This window comes from Marinifilum caeruleilacunae (assembly GCF_013141825.1).
GTDB classification, from domain to species: Bacteria; Bacteroidota; Bacteroidia; order Bacteroidales; family Marinifilaceae; genus Marinifilum; species Marinifilum caeruleilacunae.
Genome location: NZ_RZNH01000018.1, coordinates 1 through 20921 on the forward strand (window position 1 = coordinate 1; position 20921 = coordinate 20921).

Annotated in this window: 17 protein-coding genes and 2 tRNA genes; 12 read left to right on the top strand and 7 right to left on the bottom strand. The window is 38.3% G+C overall.

What is annotated here, in order from left to right; genetic code table 11:
• Positions 1-327 precede the first annotated feature (327 nt).
• Genes ELS83_RS11460 through ELS83_RS11475 form a run of 4 tightly spaced genes read right to left on the bottom strand, consistent with a single transcriptional unit; the run spans position 328 to position 2583 of the window.
• On the bottom strand, positions 328-714 hold the full coding sequence (locus ELS83_RS11460; protein ID WP_171595711.1) for a CBS domain-containing protein: 387 nt from the start codon (positions 712-714) through the stop codon (positions 328-330).
• Positions 715-723: 9 nt separating this feature from the next.
• The gene (locus ELS83_RS11465) at positions 724-1068 is read right to left on the bottom strand and encodes a P-II family nitrogen regulator (RefSeq protein WP_171595712.1); all 345 of its coding nucleotides are present in this window, start codon (positions 1066-1068) and stop codon (positions 724-726) included.
• Complete coding sequence (locus tag ELS83_RS11470; protein WP_171595713.1) at positions 1065-1841, bottom strand: DUF1538 domain-containing protein; 777 nt, start codon at positions 1839-1841, stop codon at positions 1065-1067. Before ELS83_RS11470 ends, ELS83_RS11465 begins: the two co-directional genes overlap by 4 nt.
• A 10-nt stretch (positions 1842-1851) precedes the next feature.
• Entirely contained in the window at positions 1852-2583 is a 732-nt protein-coding gene (locus tag ELS83_RS11475) for a DUF1538 domain-containing protein (RefSeq protein ID WP_171595714.1), read from the bottom strand.
• 310 nt (positions 2584-2893) lie between these two features.
• On the opposite strand from ELS83_RS11475, the gene ELS83_RS11480 reads away from it, so the two are divergent.
• Both ELS83_RS11480 and ELS83_RS11485 read left to right on the top strand, forming a co-directional pair.
• Positions 2894-4012: a Fic family protein gene (locus ELS83_RS11480; protein ID WP_171595715.1), complete on the top strand. Its 1119-nt coding sequence runs from the start codon at positions 2894-2896 to the stop codon at positions 4010-4012.
• A 712-nt stretch (positions 4013-4724) separates the two neighbouring features.
• Positions 4725-5396, top strand: coding sequence for a hypothetical protein (locus ELS83_RS11485; protein WP_171595716.1), 672 nt, complete (start codon positions 4725-4727; stop codon positions 5394-5396).
• 171 nt (positions 5397-5567) lie between these two features.
• Here ELS83_RS11485 and ELS83_RS11490 read toward each other — a convergent pair.
• Together ELS83_RS11490 and ELS83_RS11495 are read right to left on the bottom strand one after the other, a co-directional pair.
• Positions 5568-5643: transfer RNA gene (locus ELS83_RS11490), tRNA-His, on the bottom strand.
• Between the two features lie 15 nt (positions 5644-5658).
• A tRNA-His gene (locus ELS83_RS11495) sits at positions 5659-5735 on the bottom strand.
• 122 nt (positions 5736-5857) lie between these two features.
• Between ELS83_RS11495 and ELS83_RS11500 the strand changes: the two genes are divergently transcribed.
• The 7 genes from ELS83_RS11500 to ELS83_RS11530 all read left to right on the top strand — a co-directional run bounded on the left by ELS83_RS11500 (position 5858) and on the right by ELS83_RS11530 (position 14428).
• Positions 5858-6532 carry a DNA alkylation repair protein gene (locus tag ELS83_RS11500; RefSeq protein ID WP_171595717.1) on the top strand — a complete coding sequence of 225 codons (675 nt, stop codon included), beginning with the start codon at positions 5858-5860 and terminating at the stop codon, positions 6530-6532.
• A 376-nt stretch (positions 6533-6908) separates the two neighbouring features.
• Positions 6909-7670, top strand: coding sequence for a Bax inhibitor-1/YccA family protein (locus ELS83_RS11505; RefSeq protein WP_171595718.1), 762 nt, complete (start codon positions 6909-6911; stop codon positions 7668-7670).
• A gap of 35 nt (positions 7671-7705) precedes the next feature.
• A complete protein-coding gene (locus ELS83_RS11510) occupies positions 7706-8920 on the top strand; it encodes a GNAT family N-acetyltransferase (RefSeq protein ID WP_171595719.1) in 1215 nt (404 codons plus the stop codon).
• 87 nt (positions 8921-9007) lie between these two features.
• Positions 9008-9259: a type B 50S ribosomal protein L31 gene (locus ELS83_RS11515; RefSeq protein ID WP_171595720.1), complete on the top strand. Its 252-nt coding sequence runs from the start codon at positions 9008-9010 to the stop codon at positions 9257-9259.
• 112 nt (positions 9260-9371) lie between these two features.
• Entirely contained in the window at positions 9372-10562 is a 1191-nt protein-coding gene (locus ELS83_RS11520) for a GlmU family protein (protein WP_171595721.1), read from the top strand.
• Positions 10563-10736: 174 nt separating this feature from the next.
• Complete coding sequence (gene lon / locus ELS83_RS11525; RefSeq protein ID WP_171595722.1) at positions 10737-13190, top strand: endopeptidase La; 2454 nt, start codon at positions 10737-10739, stop codon at positions 13188-13190.
• Between the two features lie 137 nt (positions 13191-13327).
• On the top strand, positions 13328-14428 hold the full coding sequence (locus ELS83_RS11530; RefSeq protein WP_171595723.1) for an AI-2E family transporter: 1101 nt from the start codon (positions 13328-13330) through the stop codon (positions 14426-14428).
• An 83-nt stretch (positions 14429-14511) separates the two neighbouring features.
• On the opposite strand, the gene ELS83_RS11535 is transcribed toward ELS83_RS11530, so the two are convergent.
• Positions 14512-15429, bottom strand: a complete 918-nt coding sequence (locus ELS83_RS11535) for an NAD-dependent epimerase/dehydratase family protein (RefSeq protein WP_171595724.1) — start codon at positions 15427-15429, stop codon at positions 14512-14514.
• A gap of 146 nt (positions 15430-15575) precedes the next feature.
• Here ELS83_RS11535 and ELS83_RS11540 point away from each other — a divergent pair, with 146 nt between their 5' ends.
• From ELS83_RS11540 to ELS83_RS11550, 3 genes are all read left to right on the top strand, one after another.
• A complete protein-coding gene (locus tag ELS83_RS11540) occupies positions 15576-16343 on the top strand; it encodes a TIGR00266 family protein (RefSeq protein ID WP_171595725.1) in 768 nt (255 codons plus the stop codon).
• Positions 16344-16737: 394 nt separating this feature from the next.
• The gene (locus tag ELS83_RS11545; RefSeq protein ID WP_171595726.1) at positions 16738-17889 is read left to right on the top strand and encodes a cytochrome c3 family protein; all 1152 of its coding nucleotides are present in this window, start codon (positions 16738-16740) and stop codon (positions 17887-17889) included.
• 53 nt (positions 17890-17942) lie between these two features.
• Positions 17943-20915 carry a Fe-S-cluster-containing hydrogenase gene (locus ELS83_RS11550; RefSeq protein ID WP_171595727.1) on the top strand — a complete coding sequence of 991 codons (2973 nt, stop codon included), beginning with the start codon at positions 17943-17945 and terminating at the stop codon, positions 20913-20915.
• Positions 20916-20921: the final 6 nt, after the last annotated feature.

The window sequence follows — 20921 nt, forward strand, 5'->3', positions numbered from 1 at the left end:
AAAAGAAATTTTTAGTAAGAATTTAATTCCAATAAGACCGAATCGTAATTTTAATCGGCATAAAGATAAATACAGAAATAGAGTCAAACCAAAGGTTACTAAAAATCAGCGTGATGCTTTGTGAAATAACCTTAACTTAATGACATTGCGCTCGCGCCAGTAGTCGTTGCAAACTGGGACAATCGGGGACAATACACCTTTATTTCTTACTTCCTAACTTATGGGGGCAAGCAAATTATCATACTATAGTTAAAAGTTTGAGCCATTCTAAGCGAAAACCACTGATGACTAAAACAATTTAAAAGGATGCTAAATTTATTTCAAGTATTAAAGCCCGGCAAATAAAAATTGGGAATAGTCAATCATTCCGATATATTCACCATTTTCTTCTACTGGCGCAATTTTCACATCGTAATTATACATATACCTTGGTACATATTTAACGTTTAGGTGTGCCGGAATTGCAAATACGGGTTTGGTCATAATCTCGTATACACTCACTTCATCAAGTGTCTTTTTGGGTATGATTACACCTCTTATGATGTCATTTACCGTGATAATTCCATTGGCATCTGCACTATTTCTTTTTTTGATAATTAGTATCTGCACATCCTTTTCTTTCATGATCTCAATGGCCTTTCTCACACTTGAAAGACCATCAATGTAGAAAAGTTTATCGGATGCAATATCCTTTGCTTTTTTAAAAGTTTCCATGGTATAATATTATAGTTGTTCAGTATTCAAATTTTCTCTAATTTTTTTAATCTGCTGTGATAGTCCGGCCACCCTGTCAATTTTTAAAACCATTAATATTCCATTGCCTGGTTCCTCTAAATTACATTCTTCAGTAACAGCATTCATAATTTTTTGGGTATGATGTTCTTCTACGATAAAAATTACGATATCTGTTTTTTCTTGAATAGACATTCCTAAGAAGCTGGCTTGATCCAATCCACTGCCTTTGCCTTGTATGATTAGGTCGCCGGTGGCTCCTGATTTTTTAGCTGTCTTTACTACTTTTTCTGTATCCTTAGGGTTTATAAACCCTGCAATTAAGTCAAATCTCATTTTTTCACTTTTTTAAATTTACTGAAATACATTATTAAGTCGATAACCTGAGCGTAAGCTAATACCGTTATTATGGGAAAAACACTGGCAAAAGCAATTAATCCGAAGCCATCTAAGGCTGGTTTTCGCCCAGGAACCACAGATGCCAGCCCTAAGCCAAGTGCAGCAACAATGGGCACGGTTACAGTGGAGGTTGTAACTCCACCAGAATCGTAAGCCAGGGCTACAATATCTTTTTTTACAAATATGGTTTGAATAATTACTATTGAATAACTGATTGCAATATAAATTGTTAAGGAATGCCCTACAACAATTCGATAGGTTCCTACAGCAAGTGCAATAGCGACACCAATAGCTACTACTATTCGTAATAATAAGGTGCTAATTGTTCCCCCGGAAACATCGTTGGCTTTAATAGCTACTGCATATAATGAAGGTTCTGCAATGGTTGTTGCAAAGCCAATTAGGGCAGCAAGAATATACACCCAATAATAGGCTTGCCAATCTGTTATATCGCCCTTATATCGAGCGTTTATAAAATCTGAATTAGACAGCTGAGCTGCCATTAATTCCCCCAATGGGAATAATGCTTTTTCTAAGCCCATTAAAAAAAAAGTAAGTCCTAAAATTACCAATATTGCACCAAAGACAATGTTTTTTAATTTTGGTATCGATTTTTTTATAATGAAAACCTGAAAAACAGCAATCAATGTAACGATTGGAGCTACATCTCTGATTGTGTATAAAAAAGTTATTCCAAGTTCTTTTAGCATTTCTTATGTATTAAAACATTAACATCCCATAACACATCACAAAAATCATTGGAAAAAGAGAAGCAAAAGCAATTAATCCAAAGCCATCGGTTAGCGGGCTTCGTCCTTCAATTGCCGATGCCAAACCTACTCCGAGGGCAGTTACCAAGGGAACTGTTATGGTAGATGTGGTAACACCTCCTGCATCATAAGCGATACCAATTATTTCTTCAGGTGCGAAATAAGTGATGATGATTACCAGCACATAACCACCAATTATTAAATAATAAACAGGCCACCCTTTTATAATTCGCCATATGCCAACTAGTATGGCTAGTCCTACCGCAATGGCTACAGATAAACGCAAGCCAAAAGCATAGCTCGATTCAATATCGGCATGAATTAAATTGGATTGAACTGCAATTTCAGCAGCTTCTTTTGCCACTGCAATTAATGCAGGTTCGGCAATTGTAGTAGCAAATCCAAGTAAAAAGGAGAATAGCAAGAGCCAAAATAAACTGCCTTTTTTTACCAGGTCGAAGGATAAATTTTCACCAATTGGAAATAAACTAATTTCAAGTCCCTCAATAAATAGCATTAGTCCGAATACCACAAAAACCAAGCCGATAAGTACTTCCGTTAAATTGGGAAATGGTTTTTGTAAAATAACGATTTGAAAAAAAGATACAACAAGAATAATAGGTGTTAAATCTAAAATAGAATACTTTAGTTTTCTAACAACATGTCGTATTATTTTTAACATAGGCGAGCTGGTTTTATTGAACTAAAAGATAGTATTTTTTATAAAAATGAACTTGCTTTATTTGATTTAAATAAAAAAAATATGAGACCTTGGTGTTGGCACATTTCCAAAGCCTGATGGCGCGGCAGCGGAGGCAATGGGGCAAACAGGAACCTCTATAAATCCACTCCAAAACTTAAGCTTAGCTTTACCAACACGCACAAAAAGTATTTCCTGCAACGATTAAGCCTATTATTCGATGCATAATATGCAACGATTATTTTTGAAATGCGACGAATAAATCGTATTTTCGTTGCAAATAGTGCATCGAATGAAAGCTTTTATACATCAAAACGACCAATGGCCAGAGTTTACATGGAATAATAATGATTTCATAAACCTCTTGAGTGAAGTTAGAAACTTGCAAGGCAGACTTGTAGGAAAAATGGAAACACTCGGTTTTGAATTAAGAAATGAAGCATTACTTGATACTTTAACTCTTGATGTACTAAAATCTTCAGAAATAGAAGGTGAGATCTTAAATCCAGACCAGGTTCGATCTTCAATTGCGCGTAAATTGGGAATGGAAATAGCTGGTGCTGTTGATTCAGACAGGAATGTTGAAGGCGTAGTTGAAATGATGCTTGATGCAACTCAAAACTGCTTTAAACCATTAACAGCTGAACGATTATTTGATTGGCATGCAGCTTTGTTTCCAACAGGGAGAAGTGGAATGTACAAAATTACAGTTGCAGATTGGAGAAAAGATACCACGGGACCAATGCAGGTTGTTTCTGGTGCTATGGGAAAAGAGAAAGTGCATTTTCAGGCTCCTGATTCGGAATTGCTGGAAAAGGAAATGAACCAATTTTTAAATTGGTTCAATAATGATAAAAAAAACGATTTGGTTCTTAAGGCCGCAATTGCTCATCTGTGGTTTGTCACGATCCATCCATTTGACGATGGGAATGGTAGAATTACCAGGGCAATAACTGATATGCTTCTTGCTCAATCAGACATGAGTAATCAACGATTTTATAGTATGTCAGCACAAATTAGAGTAGAGAGAAAACAATATTATGAAATGCTCGAAAAAACACAAAAAGGCGATGTAAACATTACGGGTTGGATTGTGTGGTTTTTAACTTGCCTGTCAAATGCACTGAAATCTACAGAAACTGTATTGGAACGAGTACTTTTTAAGGCTGAATTTTGGAGAAAACATTCAGAAACAACTATGAATGAGAGACAAAAGAAAATATTAAATATGCTATTGGACGGATTTGATGGTAAATTAACATCTTCAAAATGGGCAAAAATTGCAAAGTGTTCAAAAGATTCTGCAGTTAGAGATATTAACGACCTGATATCAAAAGGCATTTTGCAGAAAGAAACAGCTGGAGGAAGAAGCACAAATTACGAATTAATAGGTTTACCAGCTGATAACTAAGCTTAATAGGATATAGTATCATTCGAGGTGCTTCATGCTGAAAGCATAAACAAAAGAGAGTAAAAGTTACACTTAAGACCTATACGAGAGTAATGTTTGCCATTTTTACTCTTGTAATAAATTACATTTTGGCCATCTGTTTTTTATTGCAGGATGATTTCGATTCTACAAAACAAGCAAAATCGACCAACGCAAATTGAGCTTCGACTTAAGTTTTTCAATATGAAAAATTGATCTTGAAATCGTATTTGGGAATTTTTTTGAAGCTTGATATAATCACAAACTCAGACATCCAACTTTAGGATAAAAACATTGGATGAATTCAATTCGATAAGAATCAAAGAATTGTGGCTTGGTACTTCCTTCTTTTTCATGTGTAAAGAAAAAGCTCTTTTCTTATCCTTAAAAAAGGAACATGTAAAGAAAAATGCATTTTCTTTACATGAGGCTTCAGAGCATTCAAGATTATTCCCCGCTACCGCACGAATCCTTTCGTGTGGTGAGACTACCAAATGTATCCAAAAGACTTGATGTTTTTTCAGAATTATAACTATAGAAATTAACTAAATATTTAATATTTTAGAATGATATTATTTGGTTAATCCAATTGTTTAGAAGCCACACCAAAGGATTCGTGCGGCAGCGGAGGGCTACAACGCCATTTGGCAACTGTTCGGATGCTTATAAGCTGATACACCAAAATAAAAAAACAATGATAAAAAGATTTACATTTTTACTGATTGTACTAGTTGGAGTATTGTTGTTCATTTTTGGATTTGTGCCTAGGGTGAAGAGGTTTTTTGAAATTGATAAATGCCTGGACAGAGGGGGAAGATGGAATTATGAGAAAAACATATGTGAATATTCCGACACCCTAACATTCGCAGAAGAATTAAAGCCCGACGGTGGAAAAAACAATGCAAAAATAGATTCTAATCATGTGAGAATTGAAAAGGCAAGACTTATTGACTTGAACACCGGCTACGAAGAAAGAATTCTTACCAATGAAGAATTTATGGATAATATGACAGATGGTGGAGGTGAGCTGATCGGATATTATTCGAATGGTCAAATAGAAAAAGTTTCCTTGTGGGTTGGTTTATCATATGGAATATCAACATATGATTATTATTTTGAGAATGAAACGTTGATATACGTGCATGAGACATTTAAACAATTTGAATATGTTGACAGCACCGGAAGTTTTAATTACTCTAAAACGGAACAAACTTATAGAGGAAAGTACTATTTCATGAACAAAGTGCTATACGACTACGAAACAACAGGACATAATAGGTTTGAGAGTGATGAGATTGATCCTGAAAAAGTCATCCTGGAAGAAGTGGATAGTTATATTGAAAAATTAATGAAAAGGTTGCCCTAACAAAGGCTGTACCCTATAAGGAAGTGACACGCTCCGAAAGTTTTCAATAGTTCTCAAACTGCGGTAAAACCTATATCAGTACGCACTAAAAGTATTTCCTGCAACGATTATTTTTGAAATACCCCAAAAAACAAAAAAAGCAAGCTCAAAATGAACTTGCTTTTCTTTTTAGGGTGAAAGACCGGAATCGAACCGGCGACCTCTGGAACCACAATCCAGCGCTCTAACCAACTGAGCTACATCCACCATGTAATAAAAAAAGTGGGGTGAAAGACCGGAATCGAACCGGCGACCTCTGGAACCACAATCCAGCGCTCTAACCAACTGAGCTACATCCACCATTTTCGCGTTAGCGGTGCAAATATAGAGAAAACCTGACAAATGATCCAAATAAAAATGAAAAAAATATTTCAGTAGGATTATAAAGTCTACCTTTGCAGGGAGTTAACAATTTTAAGGAAATGGAATTTTTTATCGACAACACAGAAACTGAAGCAATTTTTCAGGATATTTTTAAAAAAGTGCAGGTTTTGCGCAATGGTGAAACCCACCACGAGATGAAGAAATTTGGTTTGCACTACGAGAAAGCTTTGGGTGCAACCATAGTGAATTTGCGTGAGTTGGCCAGCGAATATTCAAAAAATCATTTGTTGGCTCACAAACTTTGGACAAAGGAGTTTCGTGAAACCAGGATTTTGGCGAGTTTGCTGGATGAGGCCGACCAGGTAAAGGAGGAACAGATCGATCGTTGGTTCGATGAAATGGATTCGAACGAATTGATTGAGCAGGTGAGTATGAATCTGTTTATGAACCTACCAAAAGTTTATGAGCTGATTCCTGAATGGCTGCAATCGGGAAATTACAGGAGAGTGGTGTGTGCCATTATTATTGCCGGCAGGTTGGCCATGAAAAAGGATGAGGTGAAAGCAGATGAACTGCCACAATTCATTGAAATGATCCCAACGAATATTGATGAATTCTACCTGAGAAATCAGTTGAAAAGAAGTTTGGGGAAAATGGTGAGATTGAACAAAGAGATTGCCGATATGATTTGTGAGAAGGTTCACCAGCTGCGAGCCAAAGATGAAAACTGGCAGGAAGTGTGGGACGACCTGCAATATGAACTTGAGCTCTAGAATTATTTTAAGAATATTTAAACCTGAGTTTGATAAAAAATATCCTTCACAGAAAGTCAGATTTATTTAAGATTTGCATTAAAAAATTTGAAAGAATATCGGGATATTTTAATGTAAAGATTGAATGAAGATGACTTTGTCATAGAATTTGATTGCTTTTTGAATCAATCCCCTTGAAATATCATGATATCCCTTTAAAAGTTTGAAGAAGTTTCTACTCAAAATCGATTCAAACTGTGACAATATTTTTTATCAAACTCAGGTTTTAAGATGCTTCTGCCTTAAATATCTAGGAAATCAGAATTAAACAAAGTAAATTTGAGGCTCAAAATAATATCATAACAAATACATTATTGTAGATTAACAACTTAGATATATGGCATTAACAAAAAGTTCCAATCCAGTATTAAGTGAAAGAATATTTCAGAAAGCGAGAACCGAGGCATATGGTGAAACAATGACCATTAACGGTACGGTAAATAAAATAGCAATGCTACTGCTTTTCGTGGTTGCAGCTGCAAGTTTTACCTGGGGAATGGTATCGGTTACCAGTACAGGCGAAATTACTTCATCGGTATATCCTTGGATGATTGGTGGAGCAATAGGCGGTTTTATTCTTGCCCTGATAACTGTATTCAAACCCAAAGCAGCTCCTTATACAGCACCTTTTTATGCTTTGTTCGAAGGTTTGTTTTTAGGAGGGATTTCAGCCTTAATGAATGCATCCTATCCAGGAATTGTAATGCAGGCGGTAGGATTAACATTCGGAACTTTGTTTGCATTGCTATTTGCCTACAAAGCAGGATGGATTAAGGTGACCCAAAAGTTCAGATCAGGAATGATTGCTGCTACCGGTGGTGTAATGTTATTCTATCTGGTAACCTGGATCATGAACCTGTTTGGAATCGGAAACGGATTTTATTACGGTTCAAGCTTAATGAGCATCGGAATCAGTTTGGTGATTGTAGTGATTGCCGCTTTAAACCTGGTTTTGGATTTTGATTTTATTGAAAGAGGAGCTCAATCGGGAGCACCAAAACATATGGAATGGTATGGAGCATTCGGATTAATGGTGACACTAATCTGGCTTTATATAGAACTACTTAGATTATTGGCAAAAATTGCCAGTCGCGATTAATTAATTTTCGGTATCCATTATTTAATAAGTTTCTTGTGAATATTATTGAAGTTACAAATCAGAAGCATCGAGCAGAATTTACAGATCTGGCTGGAAAGTTGTATCAAAACGATTCCAATTATGCTCGTCCCTTAGATGCCGAAATTGAAGGAATTTTTAATCCCAATGAAAACTCTTTCTTTACGCATGGGAAAGCCATTCGCTGGATTTTACAGGACGATAAAGGGGTTACCATTGGTCGGATTGCAGCTTTTATCAACGAAAAAAAAGCAAATAGTTTCGACCAACCAACCGGGGGATGTGGATTCTTTGAATGCATCAATGACAAAAAGGCAGCCTTCCTGCTTTTCGATACAGCTAAAAACTGGTTGAGCGAAAATGGCATGGAAGCCATGGATGGACCAATTAACTTTGGTGAAAACGACAATCATTGGGGATTATTGGTAGATGGTTATATGCCACAAGCCTATGGAATGCCTTATCACCAAAAATATTACAAAGCCTTTTTCGAGGAGTATGGTTTCCAGGTGTTCTTCGAACAGTACAGCTACCACCTCGACTTAAGAAAGAAATTTCCGGAGCGATTCTGGAAAATTGCAGAATGGGTAGCCAAAAAGCCTGGCTTCTCTTTCGAGCACTTTAGCTATAAAAACAGCGAGAAGTACATTCAGGATATCATTTCGGTGTACAACGAAGCCTGGAAATTTCATGATAATTTTTCTCCTATCGATCCTGAAGATTTGAGAAAAATTGCACGCGAAGGAAAAGGAGTGATCGAAGAGGAGTTCATTTGGTTCGCATACCATGAAGGCAAACCAATCGCATTTTTTGTGGCCATGCCCGATATCAACCAGATTCTGACCAAATTGAATGGGAAGTTCAACTTGTGGAACAAACTGAAGTTCTTGTACTACCTAAAGAAAAAGACAATTACCCGCGCTCGTATTTCGATTATGGGAGTTGTACCAAAATATCAGAGGTTTGGAGTAGAATCGGCCATTTTCTGGCATATGGATAGGGTGATGAAAGGCAAACCTCATTACAATGAAATGGAATTATCGTGGGTGGGAGATTTTAACCCCAAAATGGTTTCCATTTACGAATCGGTTGGTGGCGTAAGAATGAAGACACATTTTACTTACAGATACCTTTTCGATAGAAATAAACCCTTTAAAAGAACACCAATTATCCCTCTGGAAAACAGAGGAGATAAGGCAAAGGGGAAAAAAGCAAAGGAAAGTGCAGAATAATTAAATAATTCTTTGCAAAATAAATTACAATATCTACCTTTGCACTCCATTGGAAGAAGATTATAAGAAATTTAAAGGATATTTAAAATGAAAAAGGGAATACATCCGGAAAACTACCGTTTGGTAGCTTTTAAAGACATGTCTAACGAAACTGTTTTTTTAGCGAAGTCTACTGCTAACACTAAAGAAACGATCGAAGTTGAAGGCGTTGAGTACCCATTGGTAAAATTAGAGATTTCTAACACATCTCACCCATTCTATACTGGTAAGATGACTTTGGTAGATACTGCTGGACGTGTAGACAAGTTCATGAACCGTTACAAGAAGTTCAAGAAGTAAGATCAAAAAATTACTATAGAAGAAAAGCTCCGAAATTCGGGGCTTTTTTTTATTTTTGATCATACATAAAATCTGAAACACACGAATCCAATCAGATTGTAATACTACTGCAATGAATTATATTCTATTTGATGACGGAGCATGGAACGAATTGCTTCCTCTTACATTTACTCGTCCGGTTTCCGAAGTTCGCGTAGGTATTTTGACCATACGTGAGAAATGGGAGCAACTTTTAAAAGTCGATTTTAGCTTTCTAACGCAAGATTATTTAAGCGAAAAATATTCGCTTAAGAAGGAGGAGCTGAACATTTTAATCAATGGATCTGTTATCCCTAATGGAGAATTGATTGAAGCAATTCAAAAATTGAAGGATGGAGAATTGTTAATGGCAGACAAAACTGTTTTAGCTGCCCGTTTGCAAGCCGACGAGATTACTTTGGTACAAAAAGAGAAAATCGAGAGTGAGAAAATTGTAGCATTTAGCGGCGAATTTGACAGGGTATTGAAAAGCTACGACATCTTTTCTTTAAACGATAAAATTCTTCGCGAAGATTTTAAGCTATTAACCGAAGGGAAAGAGTCTCAGGCCATACCGGAATCAGTAAATGTTCAGGGCAAAGAGAATATCTTTATAGAAGAAGGAGCCAAAGTAGAATTTGCAAGTTTGAATGCAGAAAAAGGACCCATCTATATTGGCAAAGGTGCAGAAATTATGGAAGGCGTTTTGGTGCGCGGACCATTGGCCATGTGCGAGCATGCAGTTTTGAATATGGGCGCCAAAGTATATGGAGCAACAACACTTGGACCTTATTGTAAGGCTGGTGGCGAGCTGAACAATGTTGTCATGTTTGGTTATTCGAACAAAGCTCACGACGGATTCCTGGGCAATGCCGTATTGGGAGAATGGTGTAATATTGGTGCAGATACCAACAATTCGAACCTGAAGAACAATTATTCGCAGGTGAAATTGTGGAATTACGTAACACAGAATTTTGCCAGGACAGGACTTCAGTTTTGTGGAACCATTATGGGCGATCATTCCAAATTGGGCATTAATACCATGCTAAACACCGGAACAGTGATTGGTGTTAGCGCAAATGTGTTTGGCGCCGGATTTCCACGTAACTTTATTCCATCATTCTCGATGGGAGGAAATCATGGATTTAAAGAGTATCGCCTAAATGCAACATTCGAGGTTGCAGATTTGGTGATGCAACGACGAGGAAAGGCATTTGATGATACAGAAAAAAGGATTCTGACTCACATTTTTGAAATGACGAAAGAGTACAGAAAATCATTCTAAAAAAGAATAAAGCAAGAGTCCTTACAAAAAAATGTGAGGACTTTTTTGTTTGGCACAGGGATTGCCAAATACATATCGACTAAAATTTTTTAAGAGGAAGCGACATTTTGTCACATTAGTTTCATAAAAACTTACTTCCTTTATACATACAATGTAAGAAAGACTGAAGAGATAATGAGCAGTAAGATAGAATTCAATATTAGTGATATAGTTTTGTCGAATATGATGGATGAAGATTCGGATTTTATTCCAATTATAACCGATGAGGATGAAAGTACATTGGACGAGTTGCAGGTACCTGACACTTTGCCAATTCTCCCTCTTCGAAATACAGTATTATTCCCGGGAGTTGTAATTCCAATTTCGGTTGGTAGAGAAAAGTCGTTGAAGTTGGTTCGCGATGTGTACAACAACAAGGGAATGTTGGGAGCCGCCTCTCAAATTGATTTGAATGTGGAAGAACCACATTTCGAGGATATCAATAAAATTGGTACGGTGGCCCAAATTATTAAGATACTTGAAATGCCCGATGGAACCACAACAGTGATTCTTCAGGGGAAAAAGCGTTTCGAGTTAGAGGCAATTATTAACGAGGAGCCTTTCCATGTAGGTCGTATCAAAACCATCAAGGACAACCGTCCGGAGGTGGAAGATAACGAATACAAGGCATTGGTTTCATCGGTGAAAGATATTGCCATTAAGGTGATTAAATTATCGCCGCATATTCCAAATGAAGCTTCTTTTGCAATCAAAAACATCGAAGGATCTTCTTTTTTGATCAACTTTATTTCGAGTAATTCGGAAATTAAACATGACCAGAAACAAAGATTGTTGGAGTTTGATCACATTCGCGATCGTGCCTTAAAACTTTTGGAATACCTGGTGCGCGAAGTTCAGGTTTTAGAGTTGAAAGACGATATCCAGTCGAAGGTGAAGACTGATATGGATCAGCAGCAAAGAGAATACTTGTTGCACCAGCAGATGAAAACCATTCAGGATGAATTGGGCGGAAGTCCGAACGACCAGGATGTAAGCGAACTGGAAGAGAAAGCCAAGGAGAAGAAGTGGACAGAAGAGGTTGCCAATACTTTTGAGAAAGAGTTGAAGAAATTGCAGAGGTTGAACCCGGCTGCTGCAGAATATTCGGTACAACTGAATTATTTGCAGGAATTGTTGGATTTGCCTTGGAACGAATATACCGAAGACAATTTTGATTTGAAACACGCACAGAAGGTATTGGATAAAGATCATTTTGGCCTGGAAAAGGTGAAGGATCGTATCATCGAGCACCTTGCTGTTTTGAAACTAAAGGGTGACTTAAAATCTCCAATTCTTTGTTTGTACGGACCTCCGGGAGTTGGTAAAACCTCGTTGGGAAAATCAATTGCCGAGTCTCTGAACCGAAAGTATGTCAGAATGTCTTTGGGGGGATTGCATGATGAGTCGGAAATTCGCGGGCACAGAAAAACATATATTGGCGCCATGCCAGGTCGTATCATCCAGGGAATGAAAAAGGCTGGATCATCCAACCCGGTTTTTATTTTAGATGAGATCGATAAAGTAGGTAGCGATTTTAGGGGAGATCCTTCTTCGGCATTGCTTGAAGTATTGGATCCAGAGCAAAACAATGCTTTCCACGATAATTTCCTTGAGGTAGATTACGATCTGTCGAAAGTGATGTTTGTGGCAACAGCCAATAATGTTGGATCTATTTCGGCACCACTTCGCGACCGTATGGAGATGATTGATGTGAGCGGATACATCCAGGAAGAGAAAGTGGAAATTGCAAAACGCCACCTGATCCCAAAACAGATGGAGAATCACGGAATTACTTCAGATCACATTAAAGTTTCGAAAGAGGTAATTGCAGCGGTAATCGATAAATATACACGCGAGTCGGGTGTTCGTGCATTGGATCAGCGTATCGCTAAAATCATGCGTAGAGTAGCTCGTAAAGTGGCTATGGACGAAAAATACGATATCAATCTTAAAGTAGAAGATTTGAAGGAGTATTTGGGAGCCGAAATGTTCAATCGCGAGAAATACCAGGGCAACGATTATGCCGGTGTGGTAACAGGTTTGGCCTGGACATCGGTAGGTGGTGAGATTCTTTTTATTGAATCGAGTCTTTCTGCGGGCAGAGGCAAGCTTACTTTAACTGGTAATTTGGGTGATGTGATGAAAGAATCTGCTTTGTTGGCCCAGGAATACCTGCGTGCGCATTGTAAAGATTTAGACATTAAGAAAGAAGCATTCGATGAGTGGAACCTACACGTTCACGTTCCAGAAGGAGCCATTCCAAAAGATGGTCCTTCGGCAGGTGTAACCATGGTAACAGCAATGGCTTCGGTATTTACACAGCGTAAGGTGAAGAAGAATATTGCCATGACTGGTGAGATTACATTGAGAGGAAAAGTACTTCCTGTAGGTGGAATCAAAGAAAAAATTCTTGCCGCGAAACGTGCCGGTATCAAGGAAATTATTCTTTGTAACCAGAATAAGAAAGACATCGAAGAGATTAAAGATATCTATCTGAAAGGTTTAAAATTCCATTTTGTTGATGAAATTATGGAAGTTCTTGACATTGCTCTGATGAAGCAAAAAGTAAAGAACCCTCTAAAAATATAATGATAGAGATAAAACAGGCAGGAAAGGCTCTCAAATTGAGAGCCTTTTTTGGATTCTGGATATAGATCTCATAAAAATTCTTACATTTAACAAGACTTATCTTACACTGTTAATACACATTAAATTGCGTTTCAAAAATGAACGGAAAAGGAAAATATATTTTGGTAGCCATTGGTCTAATCATTTTAGGATTAATGGTTTGGTATTTTAGCAACATTGTTGCTTACATCTTAATTTCGGTGGTCCTTTCTTTTATTGGTCGACCTGTAGTCGATTTTCTGAACAAGGTAAAAATCAAGAGATGGACCTGCCCACCTGCTTTATCGGCAGGGATTACCTTAATATTACTTTGGTTTGTGATGGTAATGTTTTTCCGAACCTTTATACCAATGATTGCAGCTCAGGCCGAAGAATTATCTACCATCGATGTAAATGCAGCAGCTCAAAGTTTGGAAGAACCCATTAAAAATCTGGAAACATTAATCGCAAAATATTCGGCAGAAGGAGATGATTTTAACCTCAAAGCCGTTGTCATCGATAATCTCACCTCATTTGTAAAGATATCTGATGTATCATCCATATTTGGTTCTCTTGCAGGTACATTGGGCAATATATTTATTGCACTTTTCTCCATTTCCTTCATCACCTTTTTCTTTTTAAAGGATAGCAGTTTGTTTACCAGTGGTGTGGTGGTAATGGTGCCTTCGAAACACGAAGAGGGAGTTCGCCATGTATTGGATTCGATCAAGAATTTGCTAATGCGTTATTTCGTCGGACTGTTTTTCGAAGTGATTTTGGTTGGCTTCCTGGTAACGGTCGGTTTAAGCATTGTTGGTTTGCCATTTGGTACCGCCGTGGTAATTGGCTTGTTTGCAGGAATGATGAATGTAATTCCTTACATCGGCCCTATTATTGGTGCAACTTTCGGAATGATCATTGGAATTGCTACAAACATACATGCAGATTTTTATACGGAAATATTGCCACTATTGGGCTATATGGCATTGGTTTTTGCTTGTGTTCAAATTATCGATAACATCTTGTTCCAGCCACTAATTTACTCGAACAGTGTAAATGCACATCCGCTTGAAATTTTTATTGTAATTATTATGGCAGGAAGTTTAGCAGGAATCATTGGCATGATGTTGGCCATCCCATTCTACACCATACTGCGTGTTATCGCAAAAGAGTTTTTCAATCAGTATCGATTTGTGAAAAAGCTGACGCAGAATATTTGACAGAGATAAGATTGTGCAGTTAGCACATGCAAACAAATTTAAAAAGAACGCAAAGAATGAAATATCTCTTTGCGTTTTTTCTTTTAGATACTCGAAGTCTCAAAATGATTCTTCAGTTCAATCATCTCGTCCTCAAAACTCATTGGCCTGCCGTCGTAGAACTTCATAATGCGATCGTCTATCTTCACCATTTGCTTTGGCAATTCAAGGTGCTGATTGGTAAAAATCATTTCAATATCAGGATGATGCTTCTGAATACTCTCCACCAAATCCATAATCGATTTGTTATAGTCAACCAGGTTATACACACCTGAATCCAATTTGCCACCAATCATATTGGAAAGGATATTTGTGGTTTTTTCGAGCGAAATAAAAGGGTGTTTTTGCATTCCGGTTCCATGTATGGATATCTTACCTACAAAATGTGAATCGAAGAGCAGGTTATTCAATATGCCTTTCATTTTCATGCTAACACCATATCCAAAAACATTTCCCAAACGAATAATTTGGGTGTTGATTTTTGACATGATGCGCTCCACATGCTGTTCGCCACGCAATTTTGAGTTCCCAAGCGATGAGCTCGGTTCCAACATCGAATACACATCAAATTCCTCTTCGGAATATCCATATACCTCGGTCGAACTGAGATAAACAAATTGTTTCACATTGCTGTCTTCCACGGCATAAATCAGTTCGGCAGTTCCCCAGTTGTTTACCTGTTCGTGCAGGTGATGAAGTTTTTCATCATCGGTATTTTCGGCTGCCAAATGATAGACCACATCTACATTTTTTACAATGCTGTCGAGGGTTCGTGAATCCAGCAGCTCACCTTTTATAAATTTTACCTTACCCGGTTTTATTTGCGAATGCAGGAACAAGTTGTAGTTGTCCTGGCTGAGGTTATCCAATACGGTAATGTGGCTTACTTCAGGATTCTGATTGAGTTTTCTGCATAGTTCTGTGCCGATATATCCAGCTCCTCCGGTGATTAATACTTTCATGACAGTCTTTTTTATTTTTCAAGGGTCTAATAAAGTTACAGATTATCTTGCGATTCAAGCAAAAACCTGATTCTAAACTGCACATGGATATCGAAAATGTTGTGTTAAGCTTGAAATAATCTTTTACCTTTAAAAGAAAAATCAATATGAGATCACACGAAATTGACTATAAAATTAAAGGACACGATATTCAATTGGTAGAAATTGAGTTGGATCCGAACGAGACAGTAATAGCCGAAGCTGGTGCCATGCTATACATGAAAGAGGGTATCGATTTTGAAGCGAAAATGGGCGATGGCTCAGAACCCGATAAAGGTTTGTTCGGAAAATTAATAAGTGCAGCATCACGAAAAATCACTGGCGAATCCATTTTTATTACGCACTTTACCCATCATGGAGTGGGGAAAAGTCATGTTGCTTTTGCAGCACCATACCCGGGAACCATTGTTCCTTTGGATTTGCAGGAATTGGGTGGTTCGGTAATCGTTCAGCGCGATGCATTCCTGTGTGCTGCTTTGGGAACAAAAATCAGCATGCACTTTAATCGCAAACTGGGTTCAGGATTTTTTGGAGGAGAAGGTTTCATTCTTCAAAAGCTTCAAGGAGATGGAAAAGCCTTTATCCACGCAGGTGGAACCTTAATTGAACATGAGTTGAATGGGGAAACCCTGCGAGTTGATACCGGCTGCGTTGTTGGTTACCAGGAAGGTGTAAATTTCGACATACAACAATCGGGAGGATTAAAATCCATGCTCTTCGGTGGTGAAGGATTATTCCTTGCAACACTTAGCGGAAGAGGAAAAGTGTGGCTGCAATCAATGCCAATCCGTAAGTTGGTGAGTCAATTGAGCCCTGGTGGCCCAAATGCATCCAAAGAAAGCAGTGGTGGAATATTAGATTCATTACTGGAGTAGAACTTCAATTAAAGAATAAGATTAAAAAGGTGTTTCAAGGATTTGAGACACCTTTTCTTTTTTACACCCTGTAAGGCAGCAAAATTATTTAGAAAACCATTTTTTCATTTTTTTTTGAATTCCACGAATGAACAGGAAACACTAATAAAAGACAAGAAAGTCTTTTATTAGTATGCTAATTATTGCATTTTGTTATGTGAAAAGGCTGTGATTTAATAGTTTAAATTGTTATATTTGATAGAGAGCGAGTCATTTAGAAGAAAAGATTCGCTTCGATTGTTTCTTGAAATGCTGATGAATTGTAGGGAGAGAGAAGAGTAGAAACAATCATTTTTGACATTGCACGATTGCGAATTGCTATTATATAACCTTATCTGTATTAAATGCCTGACCTATGAGTAAACCCTACAGATTAACATGTGCCTTGTTCATATTTATTTTGCTGCTTGCCCCATTTCAAATTCTTGCTATTGAGGCAGATTCTACAGCAAAAGATGATCATTCTGGTCATTTCGATTACTTTTTAAACAGTAAAAAACGAGGAGAAAGATTGTTTAAAGGATTAACCAGGACTCCCGTGGAGTGGCAGTCTTGTGTTTCATGCCACAATATCGATTATATCGACACCTTAAACTGGAATCCTTCTGCCCAGGACATTGCTGGAACATTTGCCAATAAATCCATTGCCGAATTTCGTTCGGTTTTAATGTCACCATTGGGCAAAAAAATGGAAGAGTCGCATCAGAACTATGCCTTTTCGGATGAAGAGTTGGGATACATCAAAACCTACCTTCAGGAATTGAACAGTTCTGTACTCTACGAAACAAAACCAAAGGTGAACAACCTGATTGTCTTTTTCTTTTTGGGTGCATTAATCACCCTGGCTTTGGTAGATCTGGTCTTCACCAAGAAAATCAAGTATAAAATTATTCCGGTGCTAATATTTGTCTTTGCATTTGGCTATCAAATTCAGATGCTGGCCGAAGGTGCAATGGCTTTGGGCCGCAAGCAGAATTATGCGCCAATACAGCCTATCAAGTTCTCGCATAAAATACATGCCACCGATAACAAAATTGATTGTAGATATTGTCACACTACCGTGGATGACAGCAAATCGGCAGGAATTCCTCATGTAAACCTATGTCTGAACTGTCATGTGATTGTGCGAGAGGGAACGAACTCGGGCAAATTCGAAATCAATAAAATTCATGCGTCCATCGATAACAACACCCCGGTGGAGTGGATTCGTATTCACAAGCTTCCAGATCATGTTTTCTTTAGCCATGCGCAACATGCCAATGTTGGAAAAAGAGATTGCCAGGAATGTCATGGTTTGGTAGAAGAAATGCATGTGGTGAAACAGGTCGAAGATCTTTCGATGGGCTGGTGTTTGGATTGTCATGATAAAACAGCAGTAGATTTTCGCGAAAACGGATATTATTCTGAATCATTTAAAAAGCTACACGAGAAACTTACTTCGGGTGCAATAGATAGTGTGAGAGTAACGGATGTCGGAGGAAGGGAGTGTGCTCGTTGTCATTACTAGACTTCGGGTAGAACTCAACCATCTAATTAATATCACTTGATAATCGTTTACCTATGAAGAAATATTGGAAAAGCCTTACCGAACTTAAAAATGGAGAGAACTCTGTTCCTGATCAACCTATGCCTAAAGGGAACCTGGAACAGATCTTAGATATTTTCGACAAGAATGAAAATGATTCCAAAAGCAACCGACGGGATTTTTTGAAGCTCTGTGGTTTCAGTCTTGCCATTAGTACTGTTGTTGCCAGTTGCGAGAACTCTGTACAGAAAGCCATTCCCTACCTTATCAAACCCGAAGAGATAACTCCGGGCAAAGCAAACTACTATGCATCGAGTTTTGCAAAGGGGAGCGACTATTGCAGTGTCCTGATCAAAACCCGTGAGGGAAGACCAATTAAAATTGAAGGCAACGATTTATCGAGCGTAACCAATGGTGGAACCAGCTCGAGAGTACAGGCATCTGTTTTGGATTTGTACGATACAAGTCGATATAAGCACGCTAAGAAAGGAAATCAGAAGCTAAGCTGGGAAGAATTGGACAAGACCATTAAAGAGGAATTAACGCGTCTTAAAAATGCTAATGAGCCAGTGGTTTTACTTACTTCCAGTATTTACAGTCCGAGTACCGAAAGAATTATTCAAAAATTTATTGTCCAATATCCAAATGTAAAATGGGTGCAGTACGATAGCCAATCGGCTACAGCACTTATTGAAGCCAACCAAATGTGTTTTGGCAAAGCGGGTATTGCCGATTATCGATTCGACTATGCCGATAAGATCGTAAGTTTCGATGCCGATTTTCTGGGCACTTGGTTGATGCCTGTCGAACATATCAGGCAATATACCAAAAAGAGAAAACTGAGCGATGGCAATACTAGCATGTCGCATCATACGCAGGTAGAATCGAGATTATCGCTTACGGGAAGTAATGCCGATAAAAGAATTCCTGTAAAGCCATCGGAGCAGAAGTTTCTGATTGCACAGCTTTACAATGAAATTTTAAAACTGGCAGGAAAGGAGACTTATTCACTTCCTGCTAGCAATACAGATATTCAGGAAATTGCCAAAGATTTGTGGGCGCATAAAGGCAAATCATTGGTGATTTCAGGATCGAATGATGCCTATGTACAGGTTGTTGTAAACGCTATCAATTTCGAATTGGAGAATTATGGATCTACTTTAAGAGTAGACAAACAATTGCATACTTCCAAAGCCATTGCTTCTGAAATGGATCAAGTGCTGGCAGATATGAAATCCGGTAAGTTGAAAGGAATCATTAGCTATGGCGTGAACCCGGTTTTTGATTATCCGAAAGGAAAAGAATTTGCGGATGCCGTGAAAAAAGTTGCCTTTAGTGTTGCTATGGATGAGGTGCCAAACGAGACCACTGCATTGATGAGTTTTGTGGCTCCTGATAATCATTTCCTGGAAAGTTGGAACGATTTTGAACCCAAAACCAATCGTTACAGTCTGATGCAACCGGGTATTCGTCCACTTTTTGATACAAGGCAATTCCAGTCGAGTCTTTTGAGCTGGATGGGAGAAGATGTCAACTATCTTACTTTCATAAAGAATCATTGGGAGAAAAACATGTACCCAATGCAGACTGCATATCCAAACTTTACCACATTTTGGAAGCATACACTGCAGCAAGGTGTATTTGAACCGAGCATAAAATCAGTATTCGACACAAGATTTAATTTTGCCGGAATTAGCAATGTGGTAAATCAATTTTCAAAACCAAACGATAGCAAAGGTGTTGAATTACAATTGTATGAAAGCATAGCCATTGGCGATGGAAGAATGGCCAATAATCCATGGTTGCAGGAGATGCCAGATCCGGTAACGAAAATATGCTGGGACAATTATTTATGTGTTTCGCCGAAGCAAGCAGAAGAGATGATGCTGGAAACCGGTGATGTGGTCGACTTGAATTCAAAACTGAAACTTCCGGTTTATATTCTTCCTGGTCAGGCCTACAATACAGTTTCGATAGCTAAGGGTTACGGACGCCAGCTTTGCGGTGTTGTTGGTAAAAATGTTGGGGTAAACGTAAATGCCTTGCTAGCATCTAATGACGACTTTTTGGGCGATGTAAAACTGTCAAAAACGGGTGAAAAATACGATTTGGCGATGACACAAACCCATCATTCGATGGAGGGAAGAGCCATTGTTCGAGAAGCCGGACTGGAAGAGTACAAAAAGAATCCATCGGCAGGGAATGAGTCGCATCATGCTTACGAGAATGCTAACATATACGAAAAGCCAAAGTTCCCAAATCATCACTGGGGATTGGTGGTCGATCTGAATTCCTGTGTGGGCTGCGGGGCTTGTTCTATTGCCTGTCAGTCGGAAAATAATGTACCGGTAGTTGGAAAGAAAGAGGTGATTCGCGCACACGAAATGTCGTGGATCCGAATCGACAGGTATTTCTCGGGTGATGAAATCAATCCGGATGTATCATTCCAACCTGTGATGTGTCAGCATTGCGATAATGCACCATGCGAAAATGTTTGCCCGGTAGCTGCAACCAACCACAGTAGCGAAGGTTTAAACCAGATGGCATACAATCGATGTATCGGAACCAGGTATTGTGGAAACAACTGTCCGTATAAAGTGCGTCGTTTCAATTGGTTCGATTACACCAAAGCCGATTCCATACCAAACAACCTGCACGATGTGGCAGAAATGACCATCGATCTGAAACGTATGGTGTTAAATCCTGATGTAACTGTTCGAGCCAAAGGTGTGATTGAGAAATGTTCCCTATGTGTTCAAAGAATTCAGGAAGGGAAACTAAATGCCAAAATTGAAGGCCGAAAAGTGAAGGATGGCGAAATCAAAACAGCTTGTGAGCAAGCTTGTCCATCGGGAGCCATCATTTTCGGAGATTTAAACGACAAGGAAAGCAAGTTGGTAAAAGAGACTTCGAGCAAGCGAAATTACCACCTGCTTGAAGAGATTCACACCTTACCATCGGTAAGTTACCTGACGAAGATTAGAAATAAAAAAATGAACCACTCATAAATCCAC

Coding starts and splice junctions, on each gene's coding strand:
- ELS83_RS11480 (WP_171595715.1), top strand. CDS start 2,894: ATGAAAGCTTTTATACATCAAAACGACCAATGGCCAGAGTTTACATGG.
- ELS83_RS11550 (WP_171595727.1), top strand. CDS start 17,943: ATGAAGAAATATTGGAAAAGCCTTACCGAACTTAAAAATGGAGAGAAC.
- ELS83_RS11540 (WP_171595725.1), top strand. CDS start 15,576: ATGAGATCACACGAAATTGACTATAAAATTAAAGGACACGATATTCAA.
- ELS83_RS11520 (WP_171595721.1), top strand. CDS start 9,372: ATGAATTATATTCTATTTGATGACGGAGCATGGAACGAATTGCTTCCT.
- ELS83_RS11505 (WP_171595718.1), top strand. CDS start 6,909: ATGGCATTAACAAAAAGTTCCAATCCAGTATTAAGTGAAAGAATATTT.
- ELS83_RS11475 (WP_171595714.1), bottom strand. CDS start 2,583: ATGTTAAAAATAATACGACATGTTGTTAGAAAACTAAAGTATTCTATT.
- ELS83_RS11470 (WP_171595713.1), bottom strand. CDS start 1,841: ATGCTAAAAGAACTTGGAATAACTTTTTTATACACAATCAGAGATGTA.
- ELS83_RS11485 (WP_171595716.1), top strand. CDS start 4,725: ATGATAAAAAGATTTACATTTTTACTGATTGTACTAGTTGGAGTATTG.
- ELS83_RS11530 (WP_171595723.1), top strand. CDS start 13,328: ATGAACGGAAAAGGAAAATATATTTTGGTAGCCATTGGTCTAATCATT.
- ELS83_RS11465 (WP_171595712.1), bottom strand. CDS start 1,068: ATGAGATTTGACTTAATTGCAGGGTTTATAAACCCTAAGGATACAGAA.
- ELS83_RS11545 (WP_171595726.1), top strand. CDS start 16,738: ATGAGTAAACCCTACAGATTAACATGTGCCTTGTTCATATTTATTTTG.
- ELS83_RS11535 (WP_171595724.1), bottom strand. CDS start 15,429: ATGAAAGTATTAATCACCGGAGGAGCTGGATATATCGGCACAGAACTA.
- ELS83_RS11500 (WP_171595717.1), top strand. CDS start 5,858: ATGGAATTTTTTATCGACAACACAGAAACTGAAGCAATTTTTCAGGAT.
- lon (WP_171595722.1), top strand. CDS start 10,737: ATGAGCAGTAAGATAGAATTCAATATTAGTGATATAGTTTTGTCGAAT.
- ELS83_RS11515 (WP_171595720.1), top strand. CDS start 9,008: ATGAAAAAGGGAATACATCCGGAAAACTACCGTTTGGTAGCTTTTAAA.
- ELS83_RS11460 (WP_171595711.1), bottom strand. CDS start 714: ATGGAAACTTTTAAAAAAGCAAAGGATATTGCATCCGATAAACTTTTC.